Annotated in this window: 27 protein-coding genes; 19 read left to right on the top strand and 8 right to left on the bottom strand. The window is 67.3% G+C overall.

All coding sequences use genetic code 11. The features are described 5' to 3' along the window. Nucleotides 1-263: 263 nt before the first annotated feature. Nucleotides 264-1,370: an alanine dehydrogenase gene (gene ald, locus VZC37_RS09665; RefSeq protein ID WP_330432238.1), complete on the bottom strand. Its 1,107-nt coding sequence runs from the start codon at nucleotides 1,368-1,370 to the stop codon at nucleotides 264-266. 136 nt (nucleotides 1,371-1,506) lie between these two features. Here ald and VZC37_RS09660 point away from each other — a divergent pair, with 136 nt between their 5' ends. The 5 genes from VZC37_RS09660 to VZC37_RS09640 all read left to right on the top strand — a co-directional run bounded on the left by VZC37_RS09660 (nucleotide 1,507) and on the right by VZC37_RS09640 (nucleotide 5,535). Beyond that, nucleotides 1,507-1,995, top strand: coding sequence for an Lrp/AsnC family transcriptional regulator (locus tag VZC37_RS09660; protein WP_330432237.1), 489 nt, complete (start codon nucleotides 1,507-1,509; stop codon nucleotides 1,993-1,995). A gap of 85 nt (nucleotides 1,996-2,080) precedes the next feature. Next, entirely contained in the window at nucleotides 2,081-2,833 is a 753-nt protein-coding gene (dapB, locus tag VZC37_RS09655; RefSeq protein WP_330432236.1) for a 4-hydroxy-tetrahydrodipicolinate reductase, read from the top strand. A gap of 18 nt (nucleotides 2,834-2,851) precedes the next feature. Then, complete coding sequence (locus tag VZC37_RS09650; protein ID WP_330432235.1) at nucleotides 2,852-3,331, top strand: tetratricopeptide repeat protein; 480 nt, start codon at nucleotides 2,852-2,854, stop codon at nucleotides 3,329-3,331. Continuing rightward, nucleotides 3,328-3,783 carry a flavodoxin family protein gene (locus VZC37_RS09645; protein WP_330432234.1) on the top strand — a complete coding sequence of 152 codons (456 nt, stop codon included), beginning with the start codon at nucleotides 3,328-3,330 and terminating at the stop codon, nucleotides 3,781-3,783. Before VZC37_RS09650 ends, VZC37_RS09645 begins: the two co-directional genes overlap by 4 nt. Before the next feature lie 153 nt (nucleotides 3,784-3,936). Next, nucleotides 3,937-5,535 carry an NCS1 family nucleobase:cation symporter-1 gene (locus VZC37_RS09640; RefSeq protein ID WP_330432233.1) on the top strand — a complete coding sequence of 533 codons (1,599 nt, stop codon included), beginning with the start codon at nucleotides 3,937-3,939 and terminating at the stop codon, nucleotides 5,533-5,535. A 100-nt stretch (nucleotides 5,536-5,635) separates the two neighbouring features. On the opposite strand, the gene VZC37_RS09635 is transcribed toward VZC37_RS09640, so the two are convergent. Next, a complete protein-coding gene (locus VZC37_RS09635; protein ID WP_330432232.1) occupies nucleotides 5,636-6,049 on the bottom strand; it encodes a hypothetical protein in 414 nt (137 codons plus the stop codon). 280 nt (nucleotides 6,050-6,329) lie between these two features. Here VZC37_RS09635 and VZC37_RS09630 point away from each other — a divergent pair, with 280 nt between their 5' ends. From VZC37_RS09630 to VZC37_RS09620, 3 genes are read left to right on the top strand one after another with little or no spacing between them, the layout of a single operon-like run. Further along, complete coding sequence (locus VZC37_RS09630) at nucleotides 6,330-7,163, top strand: thymidylate synthase (protein ID WP_330432231.1); 834 nt, start codon at nucleotides 6,330-6,332, stop codon at nucleotides 7,161-7,163. Then, nucleotides 7,163-7,672 (top strand): dihydrofolate reductase, encoded by a 510-nt coding sequence (locus tag VZC37_RS09625; protein WP_330432230.1) that lies wholly within the window; start codon nucleotides 7,163-7,165, stop codon nucleotides 7,670-7,672. Before VZC37_RS09630 ends, VZC37_RS09625 begins: the two co-directional genes overlap by 1 nt. Continuing rightward, nucleotides 7,669-8,895 carry a winged helix-turn-helix domain-containing protein gene (locus tag VZC37_RS09620; protein WP_330432229.1) on the top strand — a complete coding sequence of 409 codons (1,227 nt, stop codon included), beginning with the start codon at nucleotides 7,669-7,671 and terminating at the stop codon, nucleotides 8,893-8,895. Before VZC37_RS09625 ends, VZC37_RS09620 begins: the two co-directional genes overlap by 4 nt. A gap of 3 nt (nucleotides 8,896-8,898) precedes the next feature. On the opposite strand, the gene VZC37_RS09615 is transcribed toward VZC37_RS09620, so the two are convergent. After that, nucleotides 8,899-9,912 (bottom strand): NADP-dependent oxidoreductase, encoded by a 1,014-nt coding sequence (locus VZC37_RS09615; RefSeq protein WP_330432228.1) that lies wholly within the window; start codon nucleotides 9,910-9,912, stop codon nucleotides 8,899-8,901. Nucleotides 9,913-10,105: 193 nt separating this feature from the next. Between VZC37_RS09615 and VZC37_RS09610 the strand changes: the two genes are divergently transcribed. Further along, nucleotides 10,106-10,870 (top strand): HAD-IIB family hydrolase, encoded by a 765-nt coding sequence (locus VZC37_RS09610; protein WP_330432227.1) that lies wholly within the window; start codon nucleotides 10,106-10,108, stop codon nucleotides 10,868-10,870. 43 nt (nucleotides 10,871-10,913) lie between these two features. Here the strand turns inward: VZC37_RS09610 and VZC37_RS09605 are convergent, their stop codons facing one another. Continuing rightward, complete coding sequence (locus VZC37_RS09605) at nucleotides 10,914-12,662, bottom strand: alkaline phosphatase D family protein (protein ID WP_431309386.1); 1,749 nt, start codon at nucleotides 12,660-12,662, stop codon at nucleotides 10,914-10,916. 311 nt (nucleotides 12,663-12,973) lie between these two features. Between VZC37_RS09605 and thyX the strand changes: the two genes are divergently transcribed. From thyX to VZC37_RS09575, 6 genes are all read left to right on the top strand, one after another. Then, nucleotides 12,974-13,726: an FAD-dependent thymidylate synthase gene (thyX, locus tag VZC37_RS09600; protein ID WP_330432225.1), complete on the top strand. Its 753-nt coding sequence runs from the start codon at nucleotides 12,974-12,976 to the stop codon at nucleotides 13,724-13,726. 289 nt (nucleotides 13,727-14,015) lie between these two features. Next, nucleotides 14,016-14,987, top strand: coding sequence for an SMP-30/gluconolactonase/LRE family protein (locus VZC37_RS09595; protein WP_330432224.1), 972 nt, complete (start codon nucleotides 14,016-14,018; stop codon nucleotides 14,985-14,987). Nucleotides 14,988-15,111: 124 nt separating this feature from the next. Then, nucleotides 15,112-16,020: a 4-hydroxy-tetrahydrodipicolinate synthase gene (gene dapA / locus VZC37_RS09590; RefSeq protein ID WP_330432223.1), complete on the top strand. Its 909-nt coding sequence runs from the start codon at nucleotides 15,112-15,114 to the stop codon at nucleotides 16,018-16,020. Further along, nucleotides 16,017-18,005, top strand: coding sequence for a ribonuclease J (locus VZC37_RS09585; RefSeq protein WP_330432222.1), 1,989 nt, complete (start codon nucleotides 16,017-16,019; stop codon nucleotides 18,003-18,005). The genes dapA and VZC37_RS09585 overlap by 4 nt, the downstream gene beginning before the upstream one ends. Nucleotides 18,006-18,072: 67 nt before the next feature. Then, nucleotides 18,073-18,705: a TIGR03085 family metal-binding protein gene (locus tag VZC37_RS09580; protein ID WP_330432221.1), complete on the top strand. Its 633-nt coding sequence runs from the start codon at nucleotides 18,073-18,075 to the stop codon at nucleotides 18,703-18,705. 91 nt (nucleotides 18,706-18,796) lie between these two features. Then, nucleotides 18,797-21,718: an FtsK/SpoIIIE family DNA translocase gene (locus VZC37_RS09575; RefSeq protein ID WP_330432220.1), complete on the top strand. Its 2,922-nt coding sequence runs from the start codon at nucleotides 18,797-18,799 to the stop codon at nucleotides 21,716-21,718. 149 nt (nucleotides 21,719-21,867) lie between these two features. Here the strand turns inward: VZC37_RS09575 and VZC37_RS09570 are convergent, their stop codons facing one another. Then, nucleotides 21,868-22,290, bottom strand: coding sequence for an MmcQ/YjbR family DNA-binding protein (locus VZC37_RS09570; protein WP_330432219.1), 423 nt, complete (start codon nucleotides 22,288-22,290; stop codon nucleotides 21,868-21,870). Between the two features lie 79 nt (nucleotides 22,291-22,369). Further along, a complete protein-coding gene (locus VZC37_RS09565; protein ID WP_330432218.1) occupies nucleotides 22,370-22,498 on the bottom strand; it encodes a hypothetical protein in 129 nt (42 codons plus the stop codon). Between the two features lie 38 nt (nucleotides 22,499-22,536). Between VZC37_RS09565 and VZC37_RS09560 the strand changes: the two genes are divergently transcribed. Next, a complete protein-coding gene (locus VZC37_RS09560) occupies nucleotides 22,537-23,676 on the top strand; it encodes a TerC family protein (RefSeq protein WP_330432217.1) in 1,140 nt (379 codons plus the stop codon). Between the two features lie 32 nt (nucleotides 23,677-23,708). Here VZC37_RS09560 and VZC37_RS09555 read toward each other — a convergent pair whose 3' ends face one another. Next, the gene (locus VZC37_RS09555; RefSeq protein ID WP_330432216.1) at nucleotides 23,709-23,993 is read right to left on the bottom strand and encodes a YciI family protein; all 285 of its coding nucleotides are present in this window, start codon (nucleotides 23,991-23,993) and stop codon (nucleotides 23,709-23,711) included. A 36-nt stretch (nucleotides 23,994-24,029) separates the two neighbouring features. After that, complete coding sequence (locus VZC37_RS09550) at nucleotides 24,030-24,626, bottom strand: amino-acid N-acetyltransferase (RefSeq protein WP_330432215.1); 597 nt, start codon at nucleotides 24,624-24,626, stop codon at nucleotides 24,030-24,032. 124 nt (nucleotides 24,627-24,750) lie between these two features. On the opposite strand from VZC37_RS09550, the gene pgsA reads away from it, so the two are divergent. The 3 genes from pgsA to VZC37_RS09535 all read left to right on the top strand — a co-directional run bounded on the left by pgsA (nucleotide 24,751) and on the right by VZC37_RS09535 (nucleotide 26,890). Beyond that, nucleotides 24,751-25,440: a CDP-diacylglycerol--glycerol-3-phosphate 3-phosphatidyltransferase gene (pgsA, locus tag VZC37_RS09545; RefSeq protein ID WP_330432214.1), complete on the top strand. Its 690-nt coding sequence runs from the start codon at nucleotides 24,751-24,753 to the stop codon at nucleotides 25,438-25,440. Nucleotides 25,441-25,609: 169 nt separating this feature from the next. Next, nucleotides 25,610-25,966 (top strand): helix-turn-helix domain-containing protein, encoded by a 357-nt coding sequence (locus tag VZC37_RS09540; protein WP_330432213.1) that lies wholly within the window; start codon nucleotides 25,610-25,612, stop codon nucleotides 25,964-25,966. Between the two features lie 102 nt (nucleotides 25,967-26,068). After that, a complete protein-coding gene (locus VZC37_RS09535; RefSeq protein ID WP_330432212.1) occupies nucleotides 26,069-26,890 on the top strand; it encodes a PspA/IM30 family protein in 822 nt (273 codons plus the stop codon). The last annotated feature ends 59 nt before the right edge of the window (nucleotides 26,891-26,949 follow it).

Raw genomic sequence — 26,949 nt, 5'->3', positions numbered from 1 at the left:
CGAGTAGCCCGCGAGCCGGCCCCTCCCGTTGGTCGAGTAGCCCGCGAGCCGCTAGGCGAGCGTGCGTATCGAGACCTCTTATGGTGTGCGCGAGGGGTCTCGATACGTCACTCGCCTAGCGGCTCGTGACTACTCGACCAGCGGGAGGGGCGGCTCGTGACTACTCGACCAGCGGGAGGGGCGGCTCGTGTCTACTCGACCAGCGGGAGGGGCGGCTCGCGTCTACTCGACCGGCGGTGGGAGTAGCGGCTTGGCGCCACCGATCAGAACGGCGCAGCCTCGACCGGGATACCGAGTGCCTCGCCGACTTCCGGGGTGAACAGCTTGCCGTCATGCGTGCTCAGGCCGGCCGCCAGAGCCGGGTCGTCGGAACACGCCTTCTCCCAGCCCTTGTCGGCCAGCCGAAGCACATGGGGGAGGGTCGCGCCGGTCAGCGCGAGAGTCGACGTGCGCGCCACGGTGCCGGGCATGTTCGCCACGCAATAGAACACGGCATCGTGCACGGTGAATGTCGGGTCGTCGTGGGTGGTGGGGCGTGAGTCCTCGAAGCAGCCGCCCTGGTCGATCGCGATGTCGACCAAAACCGCACCCGGCTTCATCTGCGCGACAAGATCGTTGGACACCAGGACGGGAGCCTTGGCCCCGGGCACCAGTACCGCGCCGATCACCATGTCGGCGTCGCGCACCGCCTCGGCGAGTGCGAGCGCCGTGCTGTAGCGGGTGTGTACGCGCCCGGCGAACCGGGCGTCGATGGCCCGCAACTTGGCGATGTCGACGTCGAACACGGTGACCTGGGCACCCATGCCCACGGCGATGGTCGCGGCGTTGACCCCGCTGACCCCGCCGCCGATCACGACGACATCGGCCGGCTCCGTGCCGGGCACACCGCCCATGAGCACGCCGCGGCCGCCCTCGGAGCGCATCAGGTGATAGGCGCCGACCTGCGGTGCGAGGCGACCTGCGACCTCACTCATCGGCGCGAGCAGCGGCAACGAGCCGTCGGCGTTGCGCACGGTCTCGTAGGCGATGGAGGTCGTCTTCGACCCGAGCAGCGCCTCGGTGCACGAGCGGCTCGCCGCGAGGTGCAGATAGGTGAACAGGGTCTGGCCCTCCCGCAGCAGCGGGTACTCGGCCTCGATCGGCTCCTTGACCTTGAGCAGCAGGTCGGCCTGCTCCCAGACCTGCTCGCGGGTGGACAAGATCTGCGCGCCGGCCTCCTTGAAGTCGACGTCGTGGATCGACGAGCCCTCACCGGCGCCCGACTGGATCACGACCTCGTGACCGCGATTGTGCAGTTCGGCAACGCCGGCCGGGGTGATGGCGACGCGGTACTCGTTGTTCTTGATCTCGGTGGGGATTCCGACGCGCATGCGGGTCTCCTGACGATTCGGGGCGCGGGGCGGTGTGCACTCAAGCGTGAAGGAACACCGAAATCAGCACAACATCTGTGTGGATAATTCTTTGAACGTAGTATCAGATGAAGATCATTCGGAACGAAGGGATGTCATGGCCATCGACACGAAGATCGTTCGGCCCGCCGACCCACGACTCGACGACACCGACCGGGCGTTGCTGCGCCTGCTGCAGACCGACGCACGGATGCCGAACAGTGAACTGGCGGCGCGAGCGGGGATCGCGGCATCGACGAGCCACGGCCGCGTGCGGCGCTTGACCGAACTCGGTGTGATCCGTGGCTTCTTCGCCGACGTGGATCCGGCGGCGGTGGGTCGGCCGCTGCGTGCCATGGTGGCGGTCAGCCTGCAGTCCGACGCCCGCGGCGAGATCCGGCACTTCGTCGGGGAGATCGAGACGCACGACGAGGTCATCGACGTGTTCTTCCTGGCCGGTACCGACGACTACCTCCTGCACGTGGCCACCGCCGACACCGAGGCGCTTCGTCAGTTCGTCGAGATGCTCAACTCGCGTCGGGAGGTCGCGGGGACCACCACCTCGCTGGTGTTCGAGCATCGTCGGGGTGGTGCGCCGATCTTCTGAGCCGCGCGGGGCACCTACACTGGCATGTCGGTATACGCGCTTGTCGAACACAGGCTCGTCAAACTCCGGCGATGAGAGGGATGACATGGGCAGCGGAATCCGGGTGGGCGTGCTCGGCAGTGCGGGCAAGGTGGGGCAGGCGATCGTCGCAGCCATCGAGACCGCCGACGACCTGACCTTCACCGTCGGGGTGGACAAGGGCGAGTCGCTGCAGGCATTCGTCGACTCCGACACGTCCGTCGTGGTGGATTTCACGCACCCGAGCGCGGTCATGGACAACCTGGAGTTCCTGATCGGCAACGGGATTCATGCGGTCGTGGGCACCACGGGCTTCACCGACGAACGGCTCGATCAGGTCCGGGCGTGGCTGTCGGACCATCCCGCGGTCGGCGTGCTCATCGCGCCGAACTTCGCCATCGGTGCGGTGCTGTCGATGCGGTTCGCCGCACAGGCCGCGAAGTTCTACGAATCGGTGGAGGTCATCGAGCTCCATCACCCGCACAAGGCCGACGCGCCGTCGGGCACCGCGTACCGCACGGCGAAGCTGATCGGTGAGGCGCGCACAGAGGCCGGTCTCGGGCCGGTGCCGGATGCGACCACCGACGAGCTCGACGGCGCCCGTGGGGGCGTCGTCGACGGCGTCCATGTCCATGCGGTGCGGCTCGCCGGCCTGGTCGCACACCAGGAGGTCATCCTCGGCACCGAGGGCGAGACACTCACCATTCGCCACGATTCGCTCGACCGCACGTCGTTCGCGCCGGGCGTGCTACTCGGCGTCCGGGAGATCGGTGAGCGACCCGGGCTGACCGTCGGCCTGGAACAGTTGATGGACCTCTGAACCGGATCTCGACACGACATGGCTGCTGACCCGACCCGCCGCGACGCCCGACCGATCGTCTGGATGATCGGGTTCCTCGTCGTCGCGCTCGTCGTCTACTTCGTGATCCTCGGGCAACGTGGAATCGACCTGATCACATCAGGCACGGTCGCCGGTATCGGCGTCGGGATCGGGGTGATGATTCTGCCCCTCATCGGGGCGTGGCTCATCTTCGCAACCCTGCGGGCGGGTATCGAGCACCAGAAGCTCGCGCGGATCATGGCCGATGAAGGCCGGGAACTCGACGTCTCCGAACTGCCTCGCCGCGCGTCGGGCCGCATCGAGCGCGATGCCGCCGACGACCTGTTCGCCCAGGTGAAGCAGGAGTGGGAGGCCGACCCGACCGACTGGCACAACACCTACCGGATCGCCCGGGCGTACGACTATGCGGGCGACCGCACCCGGGCGCGACAGATGATGAAAAGGGCCGTCGCACAGTACAAAGGGGACGACACATGAGCACTCTGCTGATCATCCATCACACCCCGTCGCCGCATTGCCAGGAGATGTTCGAAGCGGTGGTCTCGGGCGCCACCGACCCCGAGATCGAGAATGTCGACGTCGTCCGCCGTGCCGCGTTGGCGGTCACCGCGACGGACATGCTCGAGGCCGACGGCTATGTTCTGGGCACCCCGGCGAACCTCGGATACATGAGCGGAGCGCTCAAGCACGCCTTCGACACCTGCTACTACCAGATCCTCGACTCCACCCAGGGCCGTCCGTTCGGTCTGTACCTCCATGGCAACCAGGGCACCGAAGGTGCCGAGAAGGGGATCGAGTCGATCACCACTGGCCTGGGGTGGACCAAGGCCGCGGAAACGGTCGTGGTGTCGGGTAAACCCAGCAAAGAGGAGCGCGAGGCGTGCTGGGAGCTCGGCGCGACGGTCGCCGCGCAGCTGATGGACTCCTGAGTCGGGCGCGCTGTTCGCCCGAATATATTTCGTAATATAGGCAATTGTTCGCACGCGTTAACGAACCGGAAACGCGCGACCGGTAGCGGCGAAACACGGTCTTCTTAACGTCATTCGGGTCTACTGCCAGACCCGACTGTCGAGGAGACGTTCATGTCAACCGATTCATCCCAGCTGACGCCCGGTGTCCACACCGGGCCGGCGGGAACGTCAATCATCAAAGAGTCGTACCACCCGAGACTGACCAACGAGGACCTCGCGCCCCTCGTCGAGCAGAAGTGGAACTGGTACAACATCTTCGCCTTCTGGATGGCCGACGTGCACAGCGTCGGCGGGTACGTGACCGCCGGCGCCCTGTTCGCGCTGGGGTTGACCAGCTGGCAGGTCTTCGTCTGCCTGATCGTCGGCATCTGCATCGTGCAGGTGATGTGCAACCTCGTCGCCAAGCCCAGCCAGGTCCACGGCGTCGCCTACCCGGTGGTGGCCCGCGTCGCATTCGGGGTGCTCGGCGCGAACATCGCAGCCATCATCCGGGGCAGCATCGCCATCGCGTGGTACGGCGTGCAGACCTTCCTCGCCGCCGGATCGCTGACCATCGTGATCCTCAAACTCTGGCCCGGCCTCGCCGACTACGCCACCGACGAATACAGCTTCCTCGGACTCTCCTACATCGGCTACGTCAGCTTCTTCACGCTGTGGGTCCTGCAGGCCCTGGTGTTCTGGAAGGGCATGGAAATGGTGCGCTGGCTGTGTGACGTCAGCGGTCCGTTGATCTACACCCTCATGTTCATCCTGTGCATCTACATGATGGCGCGCGCAGACTGGAACATCAGCCTGGACCTCACGCTCACCGACGAGCAGCTGTCGTTCGGTCAGCAGCTTGCGGCGATGGCCGGCGCCATCGCCCTGGTGGTCTCCTACTTCGCCGGACCGATGCTCAACTTCGGCGACTTCTCCCGCTACGCCAAGTCCTTCCAGCAACTCAAACTGGGCAACCTCATCGGTCTGCCGATCAACTTCGTCGTCTTCTCCCTGCTGGTGGTGCTCACCGCGTCGGCGACCCTGCCGGTCTTCGGTGAGTTGATGACCAACCCGATCGACACCGTCGAGGCCATCGACACCTACACGGCGGTGCTGCTGGGTGGGTTCGCCTTCGTGCTCGCCACCATCGGCATCAACATCGTGGCCAACTTCGTCGCTCCTGCGTTCGACTTCTCCAACGTGAACCCGCAGAAGATCAGCTGGCGGATGGGCGGCATGATCGCAGCCGCCGGCTCGATCGTCCTGATGCCGTGGAACTGGTACGACAACGATGAGGCGATCCTGTGGACCCTCGGCATTCTGGGCGCACTGATCGGTCCGCTGTTCGGCATCCTCATCGCCGACTACTACCTCATCCGCAAACAGCACGTCGTGGTCGACGAGCTGTTCTCGATGGAGGAGGGCGGGACCTATTGGTACCGCAAGGGGTTCAACCCGATTGCCGTCCAGGCGGTGATCATCGGCGGCGCGTGCTCGATCAGCTCCGTCGTGTTGCCCGAATTCGTGTCCGCGGTGGACTGGCTCAACCAGTACAGCTGGTTCGTCGGATGTATCGCAGGCTTCCTCGCCTACCTGCTACTGGCCCGCCGTGCCGGTATGCACGTGACGGCCGCCCACGCGACCACGACCTCCGACATCGAGGTGTCGGCCGATGGCACGGTCACGCCGTCGGACGCCACCGAGGCGACCGCCAACCCGGCCGAGTCGTAGGGCTATCGGCGCGACCGACACACACCGCGAGTGTTGTTCGGCCCCCGCGAGTCTCGTGCGACTCGCGGGGGCCGGAACACGTCAGGGCGGTTCGCCGGGATCAGCGCAGCGGTTCGCCCGCCGGTAGCAACGCCTCGCGGCACAGCCCGGTGTTCAGGATGCGGGCGGCGTCGCGGGCCAGTTCGGCATCGTAGAAGCCGATCACGCGCTCGTCGTCGACGTGTGAACGCACCTCATAGTGACGGGCCCCGTGGCTGTCCTCGACGGTGACGACGCGATACGCACGCATATCCAGGGCGTACAGCGCGGGGGCGCGGTGCCCCCGAAGCGCGGCGGTGATGGACTCGTCCGGCAGGCCGGCAAGTCGGGCGAACTGCACCATCTCGGCGATGGATGACGTCAGGTCCTCGAGCTCACCGACAGGCACCCGGGTGTCGTGCGCCACCGATCGGGCCCGACAGGAGGTGCGGGTGATGTGCGAGATCAACGAGGGTGCATGCGCGGTGTGGGTCATGGGGTCTCCAGTGCCTTCGGGGGTGATCGGCCCAGTGATGTGATCGGCCCGTGGGGTGATCGGGCCGTCGTCGGTCGAGCGGGGTCGGCTGGTGGCCGGACGGTACACATGCGCTGGGTACCGAAGACACCACGGTATGCATCGTCGGGTGGTCCGGCACGCATCCCGAGGGCAATTCACACGCGGTGGCCATTGGTGCCGTGCGACACAGGGCCCGTGGCGGACGCGGCGACCCGTGTCGCCGGACCGCCACGACGTGCCGATTACTACACTTGCAGTCGTGAGCACGGCGATCAGCGAGACCACCGCGACGGGGGCGACCCCGACACCCTACGAGGATCTGCTGCGGCTGGTACTCGAGACGGGCACACCGAAGTCCGACCGGACCGGAACGGGAACCCGCAGCCTGTTCGGGCATCAACTCCGATATGACCTTGCCGCCGGGTTTCCGCTGGTCACCACCAAGAAGGTGCACCTGAAGTCGATCGTCTACGAGTTGTTGTGGTTCCTGCGCGGCGATTCCAACGTGCGGTGGCTGCAAGAGCGCGGAGTGTCGATCTGGGACGAGTGGGCCGACGCCGACGGGGACCTCGGGCCGGTCTACGGAGTGCAGTGGCGCAGCTGGCCCACGCCCTCCGGCGAGCACATCGACCAGATCTCGGCGGCCTTGGATCTGCTCAAGACCAATCCGGACTCGCGACGCAACATCGTGTCGGCGTGGAATGTCGGGGAGATCCCGCAGATGGCGTTGCCGCCCTGTCACGCGTTCTTCCAGTTCTATGTCGCCGACGGGAAACTGTCCTGCCAGCTCTACCAGCGCAGCGCCGATCTGTTTCTCGGGGTCCCGTTCAACATCGCCTCGTACGCACTGCTCACGCACATGATGGCCCAGCAGGCAGACCTGGAGGTCGGCGAGTTCGTCTGGACCGGCGGTGACTGCCACATCTACGACAATCACGTCGAGCAGGTCCGGCTGCAGCTCTCCCGTGAGCCCTTCGCGTACCCCACCCTGGAACTCCGTCGGCGGGAGTCGATCTTCGACTACGACTACGACGACATCGCGGTCGTCGGGTACGAGTCCCATCCGGGCATCAAGGCGCCGGTGGCGGTCTGATGGTCACCACCGTCACGTTGCTGTGGGCGCAGGACCGCGTCGGTGCCATCGGCCGCGGCAACACCATCCCGTGGCATGTCCCCGAGGACATGCGCCGTTTCCGGGAGCTCACCGGAACCGATCCGGTGGTCATGGGGCGCAAGACGTGGGAATCGTTGCCCGACCGGTTCCGGCCGCTGCCCGGTCGGCGCAACGTCGTCGTCACACGCTCGACGACCATGCAGCTCGAGGGAGCAGACGTCGTCGACTCGCTCGACGCCGGACTCGGCCTGATCGACGGCCCGGCGACGGTCATCGGTGGCGGGCAGATCTACGAGGCCGCCATGGGCCACGCCACCCACCTGCGGGTCACCGAGATCGACGTGCTGGTCGAGGGGGCCGACACCTTCGCGCCCGAGATCGACCCGTACGTCTGGGACACCGACGAATCAGGGGAGTGGCTGACGTCGTCGACCGGAGTCCGGTACCGCTTCGTCGACTACGTCCGACACGCGCTCGTGCGCAGATGACACGCGCGCTCTCCGGCCGGCAGGCACGGCGGATCGCCCTGGCCGCACAGGGATTCGCCGATCGACCACCCGCCGGTGAGCCCACAGCGGCACATCTTCGACGGGTGGTCGGCCGCACCGGCCTGATCCAGATGGACTCGGTGAACATCGCGGTCCGTGCCCACTACATGCCGATGTTCAGTCGCCTCGGCGCGTACGACCGCGACATCGTCGATCGCGCCGCCTGGCGCCCGCGACGACCCGGCGCGCGGCTGCTGGTCGAATACTGGGCGCATGAGGCGGCTCTGATACCGGTGCAGGACTGGCCTCTGTTCGGCTGGCGCAGAGATGAATTCCGGAACGGCCGATACCGGTACACACGCGACGTCATGGCACGAAACCGGGAACTCGCCCGCGACGTGCACGCGATCATCGCGGAGTCCGGCGCGAGCACCCCGCGTCAGATCGAGGATCATCTCGGCATCGAACGCGCACAGGGAGTACCCGGTGGCTGGTGGCATCGTGGTGAGGTCAAGCATGTGTGCGAGGCGATGTTCGCCGCCGGTGACCTGTCCGCGGTGCGCAACGAGAACTTCGTTCGCCACTACGATCTCGCCGAGCGTGTGGTGGACACCGACCACCTGCACGACCTCGACAAGGCAGACGCGCATTGCGAACTGGCAAGGCGGGCAGCGAGATCGCTGGGTGTCTCGACTCTCGCCGATATCGCCGACTACTACCGCACCAAAACCGCCGACATGCGGCCGGCGATCGCCGATCTCGTCGACTCCGGCGAACTGACCCAGCTGGCTGTGGACGGCTGGCGCGATCCGGCATACCTACACACAGATGCGGTGATCCCGCGCCGCGTCGACCGCAGCGCCATCCTGTCCCCGTTCGACCCGTTGGTGTTCCATCGGCCTCGTGCCGAGCGGCTCTTCGATTTCCACTACCGCATCGAGATCTACGTACCCGAGCACAAACGGGTACACGGCTACTACGTGCTGCCCTATCTGCTCGGCGACGACATCGTCGCGCGCGTCGACCTCAAGGCCGACCGAAAGGCGGGAGCGCTGCTGGCCCTCGCCGCTTTCCTGGAGCCAGGTCGGCCGGAAGACATTGTCGCGCAACGCCTGGCGGTCGACCTCGGCGAGATGGCGCGGTGGCTCGGCCTCGACCGGGTCGAGGTGTCGCGGCGGGGCGACCTGTCCGCGCCGCTGCGCGCCGAGCTCGCAACCAGGTGAGAGTCAGCCGATCCGGACGACCATCTTGCCGGTGTTCTCGCCGCGCATGAGGCCGAGAAATGCGTCCACCGCGTTCTCGATGCCGTCGACCACGGTCTCGTCGTACACCACCTCGCCGTTCGCGAACCACGTCCCCATGTCCGCGTTGAAGGCCTCGGCCCGGTCGAGATGGTTGCCGATCGTGAAACCGGTGAGCGTGAGGCCTCGGGTGATGATGTTGGCCATGTTCGACGGACCAGGTGTGCGGCTCGTCGCGTTGTACTGGGCGATCGCACCACACAGGGCGGCGCGTCCGCCGTCGTTGAAGGAGTCCAGCGCGGCTTCGAGGTGATCGCCGCCCACGTTGTCGAAGTAGACGTCGATACCGTCCGGCGCCGCGTCGCGGAGTTCCTTGCGCACCGGCGCGTCCTTGTAGTCGAAGGCGGCGTCGTAACCGTAGCGTTCGGTCAACAACGTCACCTTCTCCGCAGACCCCGCCGAACCGATCACGCGTCCGGCGCCCTTCAGGCGCGCGATCTGGCCGACCGCGGTCCCGACCGCGCCGGCGGCACCCGAGACGAACACCGTGTCCCCGGGCTGCATTCGCGCGATGTCCAGAAGACCCACGTACGCAGTGAGACCGGTCATACCGAGTACACCGAGGAACACCGACGACGACGCACCGACGGGAGGCTCGGGGAGGGCGCGGAAGCCGCTGGCGTCCTCCTGGGCCACGTCTCGCCAGCCGAACTGATGGCTGACCAACGTACCCACGGGCAGGTCCTCGACCGTGGACTCGACGACGCGTCCGACAGCACCGCCGGTCATCGTCTCGCCCAATCCGAACGGTGGGATGTAGCTGCGGGTGTCGATCATGCGGCCGCGCATGTACGGGTCGACGGACACGAACTCATTGACGACACGGACCTGGCCGGCGTCGAGATCTCCGTACTCGACGGTGACCGTGCGGAAATCGTCGTGGGTGGGCCAGCCGTGCGGACGTTGCGCGAGCTGGATCTGGGTGCTGGTGTGCGACATCGAACGCCTTCCCACGTGGTGAACGGACCATTCCACCCTAGGCCTCGAGGAGAACGGCTCCTCGGTGGAGTTTCGCGGTCGGGCCGCGACGTGATGTCGGTCAACCACGCTGTACGTGTGCGGGCGCGTGATGACATGCTGCAGGTCGACACAATTGGCGTCGCGCAGCGGCGGGCGATCGGGGAGGCGGACGATGACGGTTTCGTACCAGGGCAGGGACTACGCGTTGGTGATGTTCGATCTCGACGACACCCTCGCCCCGTCGAAGAGCCCGCTGCCCGATCCCATGGCCGCCGTTCTCGCGCGCATGCTCGACGACACCTTGGGATGCGTGATCTCCGGCGGGCGCTTCACCCAGTTCGAGAAGCAGGTCATCGGTCGACTGGGCGAGTTCCGCGGGGCCGGGAACCTCCACCTGATGCCCACCTGCGGAACGCAGTATGTGCGCTGGTCGGGAACCGAGTGGGAGACCGTGTACGCCGAGTACCTCACCGACGACGAGAAGAAGCGCACCCTCGACGTTCTCGAGACCGGGGCCAAGGACCTCGGCCTGTGGGAATCGGAGACGTGGGGACCGATCCTGGAGGACCGCGGCAGTCAGATCACCTTCAGCGCGTTGGGGCAGACGGCGCCCGTGGATGCCAAGGCCGCTTGGGATCCCGACGGGGCGAAGAAGGAGTCGTTGCGCGCCTACGCGGCCGACCGTCTGCCCGACCTCGAGGTCCGCAGCGGGGGGTCAACATCGGTCGATGTCACCAAGAAGGGCATCGACAAGGCCTATGGTGCCCGCAAACTCATGGACATCCTCGGCCTCGGCGTCGACGACATCCTGTTCTTCGGTGACCGTCTCGACGAGGGCGGCAACGACCGTCCGGTCCTCGATCTCGGGATCACCTCGATCGCCGTCGAAGGCTGGGAGGACACGTACGCAAAGCTGTCGGCCATCGTCGACGGGTGAGCGGCCCGCCGACTCACTGCCGGAAGCCGCCGGCAAGCGACGGTCAGTCCGCGGTCCCGCCGACCGGCTGCACCTGCTGACTCCCGGATGCGACCCGGAACGACCGCGCGTGGTAGCGGCCGGTCCGGGGATCGGTCTTGTCCCGAACGAAGTACCAGTCCATCTGCGCCGCGGTCGGCGTGACGGTCAGCACGGCGTAGCCGTGCGCGTCGAAGTCATTCCAGCGCACATGCCGGTTCGCGGTCATGATGGCCGCCGGAACCGCATTGCCCACAGTGTGTTCGGGGACACCGAGGATGTCGTCGACGTTGGATGACGTCACCGATGGCACGACGAGTTCGGTGGCGACGGTGCCGGCGCCCGGATAGCGCGCCGCGTCGACGGGGACATCGCAGGCCCAGGAGGAGTGGATGTCGCCGGTGATGAACACGACGTTGTCGACGCCGCCGTCGCGGATGGCGCCGAGTAGCCGGTTGCGGTCGGCGGTGTAGCCGTCCCATTGGTCGGCGTTGTACGGGATGCCTTCCCGGGGCAGGTCGAGCACCTCGGTGAGCGCGGCGGTGTTGCGCGCATCGAGCGGCGGAATCAGGACCGGCGAGATCATCACCGAGTTGCCGACGATTCGCCAACGAGTCGTCGAGGATGCCAGACCGTCTGTGAGCCAACGCATTTGCGTGGCTCCGGTGATGGTTCGCCCGGGGTCGTCGACTCGCCTCGACGTCGAGGAGACCTCCTGGTCGCGGTAGGTGCGCAGATCCAGCATCGACAGTTCCAGCAGGCTGCCGAATCGCAGGCGCCGGTACAGATGCCGGCCGTTGCCGGACGCGGCGGGACGTACCGGCATCCACTCGTAGTAGGCCCGTTCGGAGGCGGCCTTGCGGGCGGCCCACGACCCTTCGCTCGCGTCGTGATTCTCGGCCCCGCCCGACCACGAGTTGTTCGCGGACTCGTGGTCGTCCCAGGTGCAGATCCACGGGACGGTGCGATGCAGTTCGGCCAGATCGGGATCGGTCTTGTACTGCGCGTGCCGAATTCGATAATCCCGCAGGGTGATCGTCTCGTTGGCCGGCTGGGTCTGCCGGATCACGCCGCCCGAACCGCTGTACCCGCCGGTCTCGTACTCGTAGAAGTAGTCGCCGAGATGCACGATCGCGGCCAGGTCCCGGTGGGTGCCGAGGTGCCGGTATGCGCCGAAGTATCCCGCCTCCCAATTGGAGCAGGACACGACGCCGAACCGGACCCGGCTGACGTCGGCACCCGGTGCCGGAGCGGTACGGGTGTGCCCGACCGGCGACACGGAACCCGCCGCCGGGCCGGAGGTCACGCGGAACCGGTAGGCGTAACGGGTGTTCGCCGACAATCCGGTGACGTCGACCTTCACCGTGTGATCCGACTCCGTCGATGCCGTGACGGAACCCGATGCGGTCACCGTCGCGAACGAGGTGTCGGTCGCCACCTCCCAGGTGACGTCCGAAGCGGGTCCGAGTCCGGAGCCGGGACGCGCGGCAGGCGTGGGTGTGACGCGGGTCCACAGGATCACACCGTCGGGCAGGGGATCGCCGGAGGCGACGCCGTGGGCGAAGACCGGGGTGGGCGCCGCCGATGCCCGGCCGGCTGCGGCGAACGGGAGTGCGGCGCCGGCCACGGCGGCACCCGCGAGGAACGTCCGCCGGGAGGTACCTGTGCCGGACGACGACGTGCCGGTCGAATGAGCTGAGATGACGAACCCCCCGCATCGTGGTGAGACCGGCCCGGGCGGGCCGAGACCTGTGGCTGCAGTGTCGCCGAACATCATGCGACACCGAAGGCGGCGACGCGAGCACAGTACATGCTCGCCTCGGGTCGCGTACTGCGGATTTGCCACTGAGTTGCCGAACGTTCACCGACCGTCGAACCGGGGAGCGGTGGCGGCCACGTAGGCGGAGACGGATCGGGTGACCGCCGCGACCGCCATCGCGGACCAGCAGGCTTCGGCGACGAGTTCGTGGACCCGTCGTCGACCCCGTCGCGGGTTGAGCTGCCCGACGTCCGATACTGAGGGACAATCGACGGTCCGACCCGCCGACCCGAGGGTGCGCCGTGCAGACGTGGTGAGGAGAAGACGTGTCCGAGCTGGTACCGCTGAAGGTCCAGATGGTGGCCTCGACCGAGTTCACGCCGCCGCCCGACGTCGACTGGACCACCGATGCCGACGGCGGTGAGGCGCTGGTCGAGTTCTCCGGCCGCGCCTGCTACCAGAGTTGGGACAAACCGAACCCGCGGACTGCCACCAATGCGGGGTATCTGCGCCACATCCTCGAGGTGGGTCACACCTCGCTGCTCGAGCATGCGTCGGTCACCTTCTACATCACCGGAATCTCCCGCTCCTGCACTCATGAGCTGATCCGTCACCGGCACTTCTCGTACTCGCAACTGTCCCAGCGGTTCGTCCCCGAGCATGACGCGAATGTCGTCGCACCGCCTGCCATCCGCGGGGATGCCGAACTCGAGACGCTGTTCACCGAGGCGACCGATGCCAGTCGCAAGGCGTACTCCGAGCTGCTCGATGCCCTCGAAGCCAAGTTCGCGGACGTCCCGAATGCGATCCTGCGCCGCAAGCAGGCCCGGCAGGCCGCGCGGTCGGTGCTGCCGAACGCCACCGAGACCAAGATCGTCGTCACCGGCAACTACCGGGCCTGGCGGCATTTCGTGGGCATGCGGGCAACCGAGCACGCCGACGTGGAGATCCGGCAGCTCGCGGTGGAATGCCTGCGTCAGCTGATGAACGTGGCGCCGACCGTGTTCGGCGACTTCGAGATCGGGACGCTCTCGGACGGCACCGAGGTCGCCACCTCCCCGTTCGTGCTCGAGGGCTGACCCCCGCGGCGAGCGCGCGCGACGGCGGCGATGGTGGCCGTCTCAGCGGGCCGTGGCTGTGCCGCCGGACACATTGCGGCAGCGCATCGTTCACCGTGATGTGGTCTGCGTGTTCGACCCGGTTCTGACGTGGGCCTGATGTCGGGAATCAAATCATGGGACGTCGCGTCGACGCGGCGTTCTGAACGACTCGAATCAGGCTGCATCAGGGGGAGAAATGTCTGTTATGACCGTTGTGGGGGATGGCCGTGCCGGCGCGAGGCGAGGCAGGCGGGCACAACGTCGGGTGATGACGTCGATCGCCGCGGGATGCGTTGCCGCCTTCGCCGCGACCGTCGTGGCCGCGGCGGGCCATGCGTCGCCCGTCGACGCGCAGACGCATCGGGCCACGTGGATGCCACCGTGTGCGCAGGCCGGGCCGCCGAAGGTGCTGACCCAGGACATCGCCACGTTCGAAGGTGGTGACTTCGACGACAAGGGGCGCATGGTCGTCTCGAACTGGCTCGGTTCCAACATGCATCGGATGGACAAGCCGGGCCGCACGCAGGTCATCAATCCGTTCGTGCTGTTCCCGCTGGGCGTGGTGAACAACCGCGACGGCCGGATGGTGGTGGGGAACGGGATCACCACCCTCACGCCGTTCAGCCAGTTCATTCCCAGTGGGCAGCTGATGAGCATGCATCCCGACAACGGCAGTTTCCAGGGCTACGCGCGGCAATTCGTCTCGCAGGGCAACGGATTGACCCGGGGTCCGGACGGCAGCATCTACGCCTCGAACGACCTCGCGGCGTCGCTGGACAAGATCCTGCCGAACGGTCACGTCATCAAGGGTTTCTACCAGGGCAGTGGGACCAACGGCGGAACAGTCAGCAGGGACGGCACGACCTTGTACGTGACCGAGACGTTCACGGTCGACGCGAAGGTCATCGCCATCGACACCACGACCGGGCGGGGTCACGTGTACTGGCGTCCCCCGGCGCACCTCGCCCTGGCTCATCTCGATGACGTCAAACGCGACGGCGCGGGCAATCTGTATGTGGCCGCGTGGGGCGCGGGTCAGGTCTGGCGGATCTCGGCCGACGGACGCTCGGCCTGTGTCCTCATGGCCGGTGAACTGCTGCCCGCCGGGCTCGTCGTCGGTAAAGAGGGAACACGCTTTGCCCCGCACAGCCTGTTCGTGCTGACCCACGGTGGCCGGATTGTCGAGATTCCACACGCGGTGCCGACGCCGCGGGCAGCGACCACGTCCGGCGCAGGTTAGTCGACAGCGCCGCCACCTCGGCTTTCGTCAGGCGTTCGGCTGACTTTCGTCGCCGAGGGGCGGCGCCGCGACACAGTGCGCCCACACGCGAATGCGCCCTGCGGAGAAGGTAGCCTTGAGCACCATGAACGCAGGCCAAGACCAGCCGCAGGAACACCCGTTCGGGACCGTCGCCGTCGCGATGGTGACCCCGTTCACTCCCGAGGGCGCGCTGGATCTGGACAAGGCCGCAGAACTCGCCGACCACTTGGTGTCCAAGGGGTGTGACGGTCTGATCGTGTCCGGCACGACAGGCGAGTCGCCCACGACGACCGTGCCCGAGAAGCTCGAGTTGCTTCGCGTGGTGCTCGACGCCGTCGGTGACCGGGCCCGCATCACCCAGGGCGCCGGCAGCTACGACACCGCGGAGAGTGTCCGATTCTCGATCGAGGCGGAGAAGGTGGGCGCGCACGGGCTTCTCGTCGTCACGCCCTACTACTCGAAGCCGCCGCAGGCGGGGCTGCTCGCGCACTTCCGGACGATCGCCGACGCGACCGATCTGCCGGTCCTGCTCTACGACATCCCGCCCCGATCGGTGGTACCGATCGCCAACGAGACGATGTTGGCGCTCGCGGAACATCCGCGTGTGAAGGGCGTCAAGGACGCGAAGGGTGATCTGCACTCGGCGGCCGGGATCATCGCGTCCACCGACCTCGAATACCTGTCGGGTGAGGACGCGCTGAACCTGCCTTGGCTGTCCGTGGGTGCCACGGGATTCGTCAGCGTGATCGGCCACCTGGTCGCGGATCGGTTGCGGGAGATGCAGATCGCATTCGAGAAGGGTGACATGCGGACCGCGCGAGAACTCAACACGTCGATGCTGCCGCTCGTGAACGCCATGGGCAGGCTCGGCGGTGTGTCGATGGTGAAGGCGTCGCTGCGCATCCTCGGTCTTGACGTCGGGCACCCACGGCTACCGCAGGTGCCCGCGAGTGGTCCGCAGATCGAAGCGCTCATCGCGGACCTGCGTGCGGCGGGTGTCCTGACCCGATGAGCGAACCGACGCGCCGTCGCCGAGCCGCCCGCCGACAGGCCGGACCTCCCGTGCAGCCTGCCGAACAGCCGGGCGATGGAAGCTCGAAGACGCAGTCCCAGGAACGCAGTCAGTCCAAGGACCGCGGCCAGTCCCAGGGTCGCAACCAGACCCAGGGTCGCAACCCGGAGCCCAAACACGCTGCCGCGCGGCAGGATCGACCGCAGCCCGCCGCGTCGCGGTCGGGTGGAGGACGTCACGAGCGCCGAGATCGCCGCGGCGACAACCGCGGTCGTGGACAGCAGCCCGAGTCGGTGCCGGCGGTCGACCGCCTGGGCACACCGCCGCGGGCGCCGCGCAACGGTCTACGCGTCGTCGCGCTCGGCGGCATCGGCGAGATCGGCCGCAACATGACCGTGTTCGAATACGGCGGTCGTCTGCTGATCGTGGACTGTGGTGTGCTGTTCCCCGAGGACGCACAGCCCGGCGTCGATCTCATCCTTCCGGATTTCACCTACATCGAGGACCGGATGGACGACGTCGACGCGATCGTCCTCACCCACGGCCACGAGGACCACATCGGTGCGGTGCCGTTCCTGCTCCGGCTGCGCAGCGACATCCCGGTGGTCGGCTCCAAATTCACCCTCGCCCTCGTCGAGGCGAAGTGTCGTGAACACCGTCTGCGCCCCAAGCTGGTGCAGGTCACCGAAGGTGAGCGGACGACGCACGGCCCGTTCGACTGCGAGTACTTCGCCGTCAACCACTCCATCCCGGACGCGATCGCGGTCGCGATCCGCACCGGCGCCGGGGTGGCGTTGCATACCGGCGACATCAAACTCGATCAGCTGCCGCTGGATGGACGACTGACCGACCTCGCCGGATTCAGCCGACTCGGCGACGAAGGTGTCGACCTGTTCCTGGTCGACTCGACCAACGCCGAAGTGCCGGGCTTCGTGACCCCCGAGCGGGAGATCGGTGGCGTCCTCGACCAGGTGATCGGACGGGCACGGCAGCGGGTGATCGTCGCGTCGTTCGCCAGCCACGTCCACCGCATCCAGCAGATCGTGGACGTCGCACACGCACACAACCGTCGCATCTGCTTCGTCGGGCGCTCGATGGTGCGCAACATGCAGATCGCGCAGGACCTCGGCTATCTGTCGGTGCCCGAGGGCGTCCTGGTGGATCTCGACACGGCCGCAACCCTTCCGGACCATCGACTCGTGTTGATCTCGACCGGCTCGCAGGGTGAACCGCTGTCCGCGCTGTCGCGGATGGCGCGGGGTGAACACCGGCAGATCAACATCCGCGCCGACGACCTCGTGGTGCTGGCGTCGTCGCTGATCCCGGGCAATGAGAACTCGGTGTTCGCGGTGGTCAACGGGCTCGCCAAGCGCGGCGCCACGGTGATCACCCAGCAGAGCGCGAAAGTGCACGTGTCCGGCCACGCCTCGGCCGGCGAATTGCTGTACCTGTACAACGCCGTCCGTCCCTCCAACGCCATGCCGGTCCACGGGGAATGGCGTCACCTACGGGCCAATGCGGCGCTCGCCGTGGCCACGGGGGTCGCCGAGGATCGGGTGGTCCTCGCCGAGGACGGTGTGGTGGTCGACCTCGTCGACGGCCGCGCCCAGATCACCGGCCGCGTACCCGTCGGCCACGTCTACGTCGACGGTCTGTCGGTCGGCGACGTCGGGGAGTCGACCCTGTCGGAACGCCTGGTGCTGGGGGAGGGCGGTTTCATTGCCATCACCGTCGCCATCGACGCGGCCACCGGACGCGCCGTGAGCACACCGGAGGTGTCCGGTCGAGGATTCTCCGACGACCCGGACGCCCTCAAGGCCGCCGCGGACCTGGTCAACCAGGCACTCGACTCGCTCGCTGCCGAGGGCATCACCGACGCGCATCGGATCGCGCAGACGATCCGGCGCGCGGTCGGTCGGTGGGTTGCCGAGACGTATCGGCGACGCCCGATGATCGTGCCGACGGTGCTCGCCGTCGGTTCCTGAGGCGTCCGGCCTGCGCCGCCGAATCGCGCCACCCCGGCTTGGTGTCGACGGACGCTACGGTGGTCGGGTGAGCCTCGCACAAGCCGAAAGAGCAGCCCTCGTCGACACCCTGCGGTCCGTGGGGCCCGACGCCCCCACCCTCTGTGCCGGCTGGTCGGTCAAGGATCTCGTCGCTCACCTGGTGGTACGCGAACGCCGACCCGACACCGCCCCGGGGATCATGATCCCCGCGTTCGCCGGCCACACCGAGAAGGTTCGCGCCGCGACAGCCGACGAACCATGGGATGAGCTACTGGACAAGCTCGCCGGCGGGCCCCCGGTGTACTCGCCACTCAAGCTCGTGGACCGGTGGGCCAACCTCGCGGAGATGTTCGTCCACCACGAGGACGTACTGCGCGGAGCTGCGCGCCCCGACCAGACCTGGACGCCGCGTGAGCTCTCCGACGAACTGCAGCAAGCGCTGGTCACGCCCGCGAAGTCGATGAGCAGGATGACCCTGAAGAACTCTCCGGCCCGCGTCACCCTCCGCACCCGCGACAGTCGCGACCTGGTGACGCTCGGGTCCGGGGACGAGGTGACCGTGATCGGCACTCCCGGTGAACTCGTGCTCTTCGCCTTCGGACGCGCACCCGTCGACGTGGTCTTCAAAGGCGACGACCGGGCGGTTGCCGCCGTTCGCGATGCCAAGCGTGGGCTCTGAGCATCCCGGGACATCACGAATCCGACACGCAACTGCAGTTACCAGTGTTGCCCATGTGACTGGCGTGGCCACGGACGACTAGTCTGTCCGCATGGCTTCGAAAGCAACCGCCGGTGCCCGGAAAAAGGGAACCACCACCAAGGCGCCGGCACGTTCGCGCGCCGGGTCGGCGAAGTCGGGTGCACGGGGGACACGGGCCGGTACCACGCGGAGTTCCGCATCGCGGGCGACGGCGGGAACCGTGCGGACCGGTTCCTCGCGACGCTCGGGGGGCACGCAGACGTCGACGCGCCGCAGGCCACAGCAGGCCGATGCGTCCGCGGACATCCACCGGCGGTCCATCGCGGCCAGCGGTGCATCTGCGGTCGGCCGCGGATTGGGTGCCGGGTGGTCGCTGATGGCGCGCGGAGTCGGCGGCCTGGCCCGCGTCGGCGGGGGGCCGCAGCCGCGTCCGGCGGCGACCGTGGCGGGCGACGTCGCCGAGATGGATGTGGACCCGGTGGACGCGGACAGCGTCGACGACGGATTCGATCTCGACGGCCCGATCGTCGAGGACATGCCCGATCGTGGCGCGCGCGCCCATCGGCGACCGGCGACCGGAACCGCGCGGGACCTGAGCGGACACACGCACCGGCGTGACGGTGCGGCACTGGCGGTCCTTGCTGCGGGTCTGCTCGTCGGCGCCAGCGTGTGGTTCGGGGCGGCGGGACCGGTCGGTGCGTTCATCGAGGCGCTCTGCCGGGCGATTCTGGGTTCCGCCTCGGTGGTGGTGCCCATCGCGCTCGTGGTGCTGTCGATCGTGCTCATGCGCCGCCCGCCGAACCCGCAGCAGCGGGCCCGGTACCTCGGCGCCGGATTACTGATCGTGCTCCCGGTCCTGGGTCTGGTCCACCTCGTCGCGGGAGCGCCGGTGGATCTGCCCGGACGCTCGTCGGCGGGCGGATTCCTGGGATTCGCCGTCGGCACCCCGTTGACCGACGGTGTCACGGCGTGGATCTCGGTGCCGATCCTGGTGCTCTGCATCGCCTTCGGCGCACTGATCCTCAGCGGCAAGACCGTTCGCGAGGTGATCGACGCCGTCGTCGGCTATCTCGGTTTGGGCCGTGACCAGTTCGTCGACGACGTGGCACCGTGGGACGACCTCGACGCAGACGACCTCGAAGGCTCCGACGCAGTTGGTTCCGATGCAGACGACCTCGATGGCGGGGCGACCGAGGTCCTCGAGACCGGGTCGCGCTACTCCTCGGATCCGTACGACAACTATCCACCCGACCTCGATCCGGTGCGACCGGCACGGCGGCGGCGGCGACCCGTCGACCCCGACGTCGACGCGGCCGATTTCGCCGCCGCGACCACGGTGCCCTTCGACGATGAGGTCACCGAGCAGATCGGCCGCGACGAGCAGGCACCGGCGCCCGCCAGGTCCCGCAAGAGTCGCACGAAGCGCGAGGCGGACCAGGCGCCGGCCGCCCCGGCCGAGCCCGAGGTGGGTTCGGCGGGCCTGATCGACCGCGCCACCGACGGTGAGTACCAGCTCCCGCCGTCGAACCTGCTCGTCGACGGCGATCCGCCGAAACAGGGCAGTCGTGCCAACGACGACATGATCGATCGCATCACCGGTGTCATGGAGCAGTTCAAGATCGACGCCGCGGTGACCGGCTACACCCGGGGACCCACGGTCACGCGTTACGAGGTCGAGTTGGGTCCCGGCGTGAAGGTGGAGAAGATCACCGCCCTGCAGCGCAACATCGCCTATGCCGTGGCCACCGACAACGTGCGTCTGCTCGCACCGATCCCGGGCAAGTCGGCGGTCGGCATCGAAGTGCCCAACAGCGACCGTGAGATGGTGCGGCTGGCCGACGTGCTCAAGGCGCCGAAGACTCGTAAGGACACGCATCCGCTCGTCATCGGTCTGGGCAAGGACATCGAAGGCGACTTCGTCAGCGCCAACCTCGCCAAGATGCCGCACCTGCTTGTCGCCGGTTCGACCGGCTCGGGTAAGTCCAGCTTCGTCAACTCGATGCTGGTGTCGCTGCTGTCGCGGGCGACACCGGACGACGTGCGGATGATCCTGATCGACCCCAAGATGGTGGAACTGACTCCGTACGAGGGCATTCCGCATCTCATCACGCCGATCATCACGCAGCCGAAGAAGGCGGCCGCGGCGCTGGCGTGGCTGGTTGAGGAGATGGAGCAGCGCTACCAGGACATGAAGGCGTCGCGGGTGCGCCACATCGACGACTTCAACACGAAGGTCCGGTCGGGGGAGATCACCACCCCGCTGGGCAGCGAGCGGGTGTACACGCCGTACCCGTACATTCTGGCCATCGTCGACGAGCTCGCCGACCTGATGATGACCGCCCCGCGCGATGTCGAGGACGCGATCGTCCGGATCACCCAGAAGGCGCGCGCCGCGGGCATCCACCTGGTGCTGGCCACCCAGCGTCCCTCGGTCGACGTCGTCACGGGTCTGATCAAGACGAACGTGCCGTCGCGGCTCGCGTTCGCCACGTCGTCGCTGACCGACTCGCGCGTCATCCTGGACCAGCCGGGCGCCGAGAAGCTCATCGGCATGGGCGACGGCCTGTTCCTGCCGATGGGTGCCAACAAGCCGATCCGCATGCAGGGTGCGTTCATCACCGACGAGGAGATCGCCGCCGTCGTCGACTACACCCGCGAGCAGAGCGAACCGGAGTACACCGAGGGCGTCACCACCGCCAAGGCCGGCGACAAGAAGGAGATCGACGGCGACATCGGCAACGATCTCGATGACCTGCTGCAGGCCATCGAGTTGGTGGTGTCGAGCCAATTCGGGTCGACGTCGATGCTGCAGCGCAAGCTCCGGGTCGGGTTCGCCAAGGCCGGACGACTGATGGATCTGATGGAGACCCGCGGCGTGGTCGGGCCCAGTGAGGGCTCCAAGGCGCGCGAGGTGCTGGTGAAGCCCGAGGACCTCGCCGGGGTGATCGCATCGATCACGGGTGGCGGCGCGGATGGTGGCGACGCGGAGTAGATCCGTGGGGTCCCCGCGCGAGGGGCTGGCACTTCCTACCGTTCCCTGAGGCGCGAGGAGCGGTAGCGACGAGCCTCGGAGGGGGCCCTTCGTGACGGCCCTTCGCAGGCTCCGGGCCTCCTCAGGGACCAGTGGGTTCAGGGACTGTGCTAACCCAACCCGTGCTCGGCCAGCCACGCCTGCGCTCGCCGGTTCGACGCACGACTGAGCCACGCATCCTGGATCACCTCGGCGAGTTCGTCGCGGGTGAGTTCGCCGACCCGTGAGGTGCGCAGCAGGACCGACAGATGACCGTCGAAGTGCGGTGTGGTGAAGAACGGTGAGTCGGCGTCCTGGACGAGTGCGAGCTTGTCGGCTTCGGAGGCCACCCAGATGACCACGACGTCGTCGTAGCGTTCACCGGTGTCCGGGTCGACGGCATCCGGCCGCGGTGTCCGAAAGAACACGAACGACTTGCTGCCGACCTGGTACACGGGCCGATCGGCGTGATCGCCTGCGTCGGTGACATGGGGCATACCGGTCGCGACCGCATGGATGTCGTCGACGGACGCCGGGCGCGTCGAGCGCGGCATGGTCGCAACCCTACGCGCACGTGTACTACGCTGGGCGACGATCGAAGAGGGGAGTATCCCCAACCCTGCGGCGTCTCCGTCAGTACGGCCGCTGCCCGGTGCGACGCCGATCGTCGTCGCCGGGAGCGACCCGGATTCGTCGGTCGGGAACCTTGTTCGCACGATGGCAGCGCAGCGGCGAGATCCCGGCGGGAGAGACCTCTGGCATCGCAACCGTAGTGCTGCGCGCTGGAGGAGATCGCCCCTATGGATGTATCGGTAACCGTCTGGATCGTCACCTGTGTGGTGATAGCCGGACTCTTCGTGTTCGACTTCTTCGCACACGTCCGGGTGCCCCACGCCCCGTCCCTCAAGGAATCCGGATCGTGGTCCGCGGTCTACATCGGGATCGCGATCCTGTTCGGACTCTTCGTGTGGTGGCAGTGGGGCGGCACCTACGGTGGTGAGTACTTCGCCGGCTACGTCACCGAGAAGGCGCTGTCGGTCGACAACCTGTTCGTCTTCGTCATCATCATGTCGAAGTTCGCCGTGCCCAAGGAGTATCAGCAGAAGGTGCTGCTGCTCGGCATCGTGATGGCGCTGATCATGCGTGCGATCTTCATCGCCGTCGGCGCCGCGGCGATCAATGCCTACGCCTGGATCTTCTATCTGTTCGGCGCCTTCCTGATCTACACCGCGATCAAGCTGGTCAAGGAAAGCGACGACCCGGTCGAGCACGAGGAGCAGCGGGAATCGCGATTGGAGCGTTTCGTCAAGAAGCGCTTGCGCACCACCGAAGATTACGACCGCGACAAGCTGTTCACCCGCGTGAACGGCAAGCGGATGGCCACCCCGATGCTGATGGTCCTGATTGTCATCGGCTTCACCGACCTGCTGTTCGCGTTTGATTCCATTCCGGCCATCTACGGTCTGACCCAGGAGCCCTACCTGGTGTTCACCGCGAACGCGTTCGCCCTGATGGGTCTGCGCCAGTTGTACTTCCTGATCGGCGGCCTGCTGGACCGGCTCGTCTACCTGTCCTACGGACTCTCATTCATCCTCGCGTTCATCGGTGTGAAGCTCATCCTGCACGCCCTGCACGAGAACACCCTGCCGTTCATCAACGGTGGCGAGCACGTCTCGGTGCCCGAGGTGTCCACGCCGGTCTCACTGGGCGTCATCATCCTCACGCTGATCATCACCACCGTGGCGAGCCTGATGAGCTCGAAGAAACCGGCAGCGAAACAACCGGCCACGGCGGAGTCGGCGGAGTCGGACGACCCGCCGTCGGAAGGCCAGTCACCATCCGACACCGGGCCCTCGTCGGATACCCGGTCGCCGTCGGATGCCCGGTCGCCGTCGGATCCCCAGACGTCGTCGGAGACCCGACCGCCGTCGGACACCTGACGCCGGCTTTCCGGTCTCGGGCACGGACGGTGTCAGGAGTCGAACGGCCCGTATACCTGGGTCCATTCGACGACCCGGACACCGTCCACCGCTCGGTGGGCGTTGAACGGGTCGTTTGCCAGGAACGCCTCGGCGCCGTCGAGTGAATCCGCGCGGATGAGGATGAGGGCGCCGGTGCCGTCGGGATAGGGCCCGCAGGTCAGCACATTCCCGGCGCGGAACTCCTCGCCGAGCCATTCCCGGTGCAGCGGCCGGTATTCGTCCCGGACCGCCGCCTTCGCCGGCTCATAGGTGTAGTGGACTGCGAAGATCGCCATGGTCTGCTCCCGTCGGGATCGGTTCGGGGGTGTCAATCAATCGAGCGAGGCCAGCATGCGGGTGTTGCCCAGGGTGTTCGGTTTGACGTAGCTCAGGTCGAGGAACTCGGCGACGCCTGTGTCGTAGGACCGGCACATCTCCTCGAACACCTCGCGGGTGACCGGGGTGCCCTCGATCTCGCGAAATCCGTGGCGGGCGAAGAACGACGTCTCGAAGGTCAGCACGAACACCCGGGACAGTTGCAGATCCCGGGCGACGTCCATCAGTCGCGCGACCAACCGGTGGCCGACGCCCCGGCCCGCGAACGAGGTGTCCACCGCAACCGTTCGGACCTCTCCGAGATCGGCCCACAACACGTGCAGGGCGCCGCAGCCGACGACCACACCGTCGCGGTCGGCCACCCAGAACTCCTGAACCGACTCGTAGATCGTCACGAGGTTCTTCTCGAGCAGAATCCGGCCCGCGTACTGGTCGATGAGCTCCTTGATCCGCGGGACGTCGGAGGTGCGTGCCCGGCGGATCGTCACATCGCCTTGTTCGCCGCGACGAGCCGAGTCCGTGCTTGCCGCACTCGATTCCGGAGGATCAGAGGCCGGCGGGGGCGACGCCGGCTCAGGGGCGACAGGGGGCATGGGACCACACAGTAGTACCGATCGCGACCCGGGCGCACGGAGCGGCAACCCGGGGCAGATACGCTGGAACCGTGCGTGAGCAGTATCGCCGGGTCAGGACGCGGCCACAGCGGATCGGGGCATCATGACCGAACGCATGCGTCGCGCCGTCGAGGAACACGGTCTCTCCGGCGCCGGTCGCGGACCGGACCACATCACCGATCCGGTCGACCCGGTGCCGGTGGTCAACATCGCCAATGCGCTCACGGTGTTTCGAATCCTTCTCGTTCCCGTGTTCGTGGCCGCCCTGTTCATCGGTGGCGGCCACGACACCGCCTGGCGGATCGCGGCTGCGGTCATCTTCGGGATCGCAGCCATCACCGATCGATACGACGGTCGGCTGGCTCGCGAGCGGGGACTGGTCACCGATTTCGGCAAGATGGCCGATCCGATCGCCGACAAGGCACTCATCGGTTCGGCGCTCGTCGGACTCTCGATCCTCGGGGACCTGTCCTGGTGGGTCACCGCCGTGATCCTGATCCGCGAACTCGGCATCACCGCGCTGCGGTTCTGGGTGCTGCGTCACGGCGTGATCCCCGCCAGTCGCGGTGGCAAGTTGAAGACGCTTCTGCAGGCCGTCGCGATCGGCCTGTATCTACTTCCCCTCGCCGGCGCCTGGCACGTGGCCGCAGCGATCATCATGGGGGCTGCGGTGCTGGTCACCGTGGTCACCGGGGGCGAGTACGTCTGGCAGGCACTGGTGTTGCGGCGTCGCGCGGCGCCCGGCCGACCTCGTCGGACGGGCGGCAGCCCCGCGGCATCACCGCGTCACTGACCGGCCCGCCGGATGTTCGCCCTCGGCGCAACACGTCGCCGGTGGGGCCACGCGGCAGCCGCCGGATTCTTCGACTACTGTCGTCGGCACGGACGACGCGTCTGAATCGTCGGGAACTCCCGGCGGCGTCCGGCCGTTGTCCAGACTGCGAGCAGTGAGGAGGACCTCGATGGCAGTGCTACTGCGTGAGGCGCTGGGCGACAGCCTGCGCCGGGTGCGTACCGCGCAGGGCCGCACCCTGCGCGAGGTGTCCACCGATGCCCGTGTCAGCCTCGGATACCTCTCGGAGGTCGAACGGGGTCAGAAGGAGGCGTCGAGCGAACTGCTCGCCGCGATCTGCGATGCGCTCGATGTCGAGATCGCCGAACTCCTGCTCGACGTGGGGCACGCGATGCTCCCGGCCGGCAGCGAACACCTCGTGGGTGCCGCGGATGCCGTGGCCGCCGGCGAGATGGGTGTGCTCGACGCCAAGGTGGTCATCCCGGGCCCCGCAGGTCGCGCCGAGTCGGCGCTCGCCGCGGCCTGAGGTCGGCTGCACAGACGACGCGACCCATCGCCCCGCGTCGCTCACACCGGCTAGATTGGTAACACACCGCCCGAACACCGGACTTTGGAGTTGACTCGAAGCATGGCGAACCCGTTCGTGAAGTTGTGGCGCTACCTGATGGCACTCGGCAACGCGAAGATCGACGAGAACGCGGACCCGAAGGTCCAGATCCAGCAGGCGATCGAGGACGCGCAACGCCAGCATCAAGCCCTGTCGCAGCAGGCCGCGTCGGTCATCGGAAACCAGCGCCAGCTGGAGATGAAGCTGAACCGGCAGCTCGAGGAGATCGAGAAGCTGCAGGCGAACACCCGACAGGCACTGACTCTCGCCGATCAGGCCACATCGGCCGGCGATACGCAGAAGGCCCAGGAGTACACCAACGCCGCCGAGGCGTTCGCCGCGCAGTTGGTGACCGCAGAGCAGAGCGTCGAGGATCTCAAGGTGCTGCACGACCAGTCGCTGCAGGCGGCCGAGCAGGCCAAGCAAGCCGTCGAACGAAACGCGATGATGTTGCAGCAGAAGCTGGCCGAGCGTTCCAAGCTGCTCAGCCAGCTCGAGCAGGCCAAGATGCAGGAGCAGGTCAGCGCGTCGCTCAACCAGATGAGCGAACTGTCGGTCCCCGGCAACACCCCCAATCTCGACCAGGTCCGCGACAAGATCGAACGTCGCTACGCCAACGCCCTCGGTCAGGCCGATCTCGCACGCAACAGCGTGCAGGGCCGCATGCACGAGGTGGAGCAGGCCGGTGTCCAGATGGCCGGCCACGCTCGTCTCGAGCAGATCCGCGCCAGCATGTCCGGCGGTGCACTGCCGTCCTCGGGTGCGGCGGCACAGCCCAACGCCCAGCCCGCGCCGCCGACGAGTCAGCCGGCCACCGAGCAGCCCCCGCAAACCGGGAACTGAGACAGCCGGGCAACTGAGAACACCACCGCAGAAGACCTCCCACCAGCGTGGGAGGTCTT

Source organism: Gordonia sesuvii (assembly GCF_036350415.1).
GTDB classification, from domain to species: Bacteria; Actinomycetota; Actinomycetes; order Mycobacteriales; family Mycobacteriaceae; genus Gordonia; species Gordonia sesuvii.
Note: the sequence above shows the minus strand (reverse complement) of the source record. Positions and strands in the feature narration are given on the sequence as shown.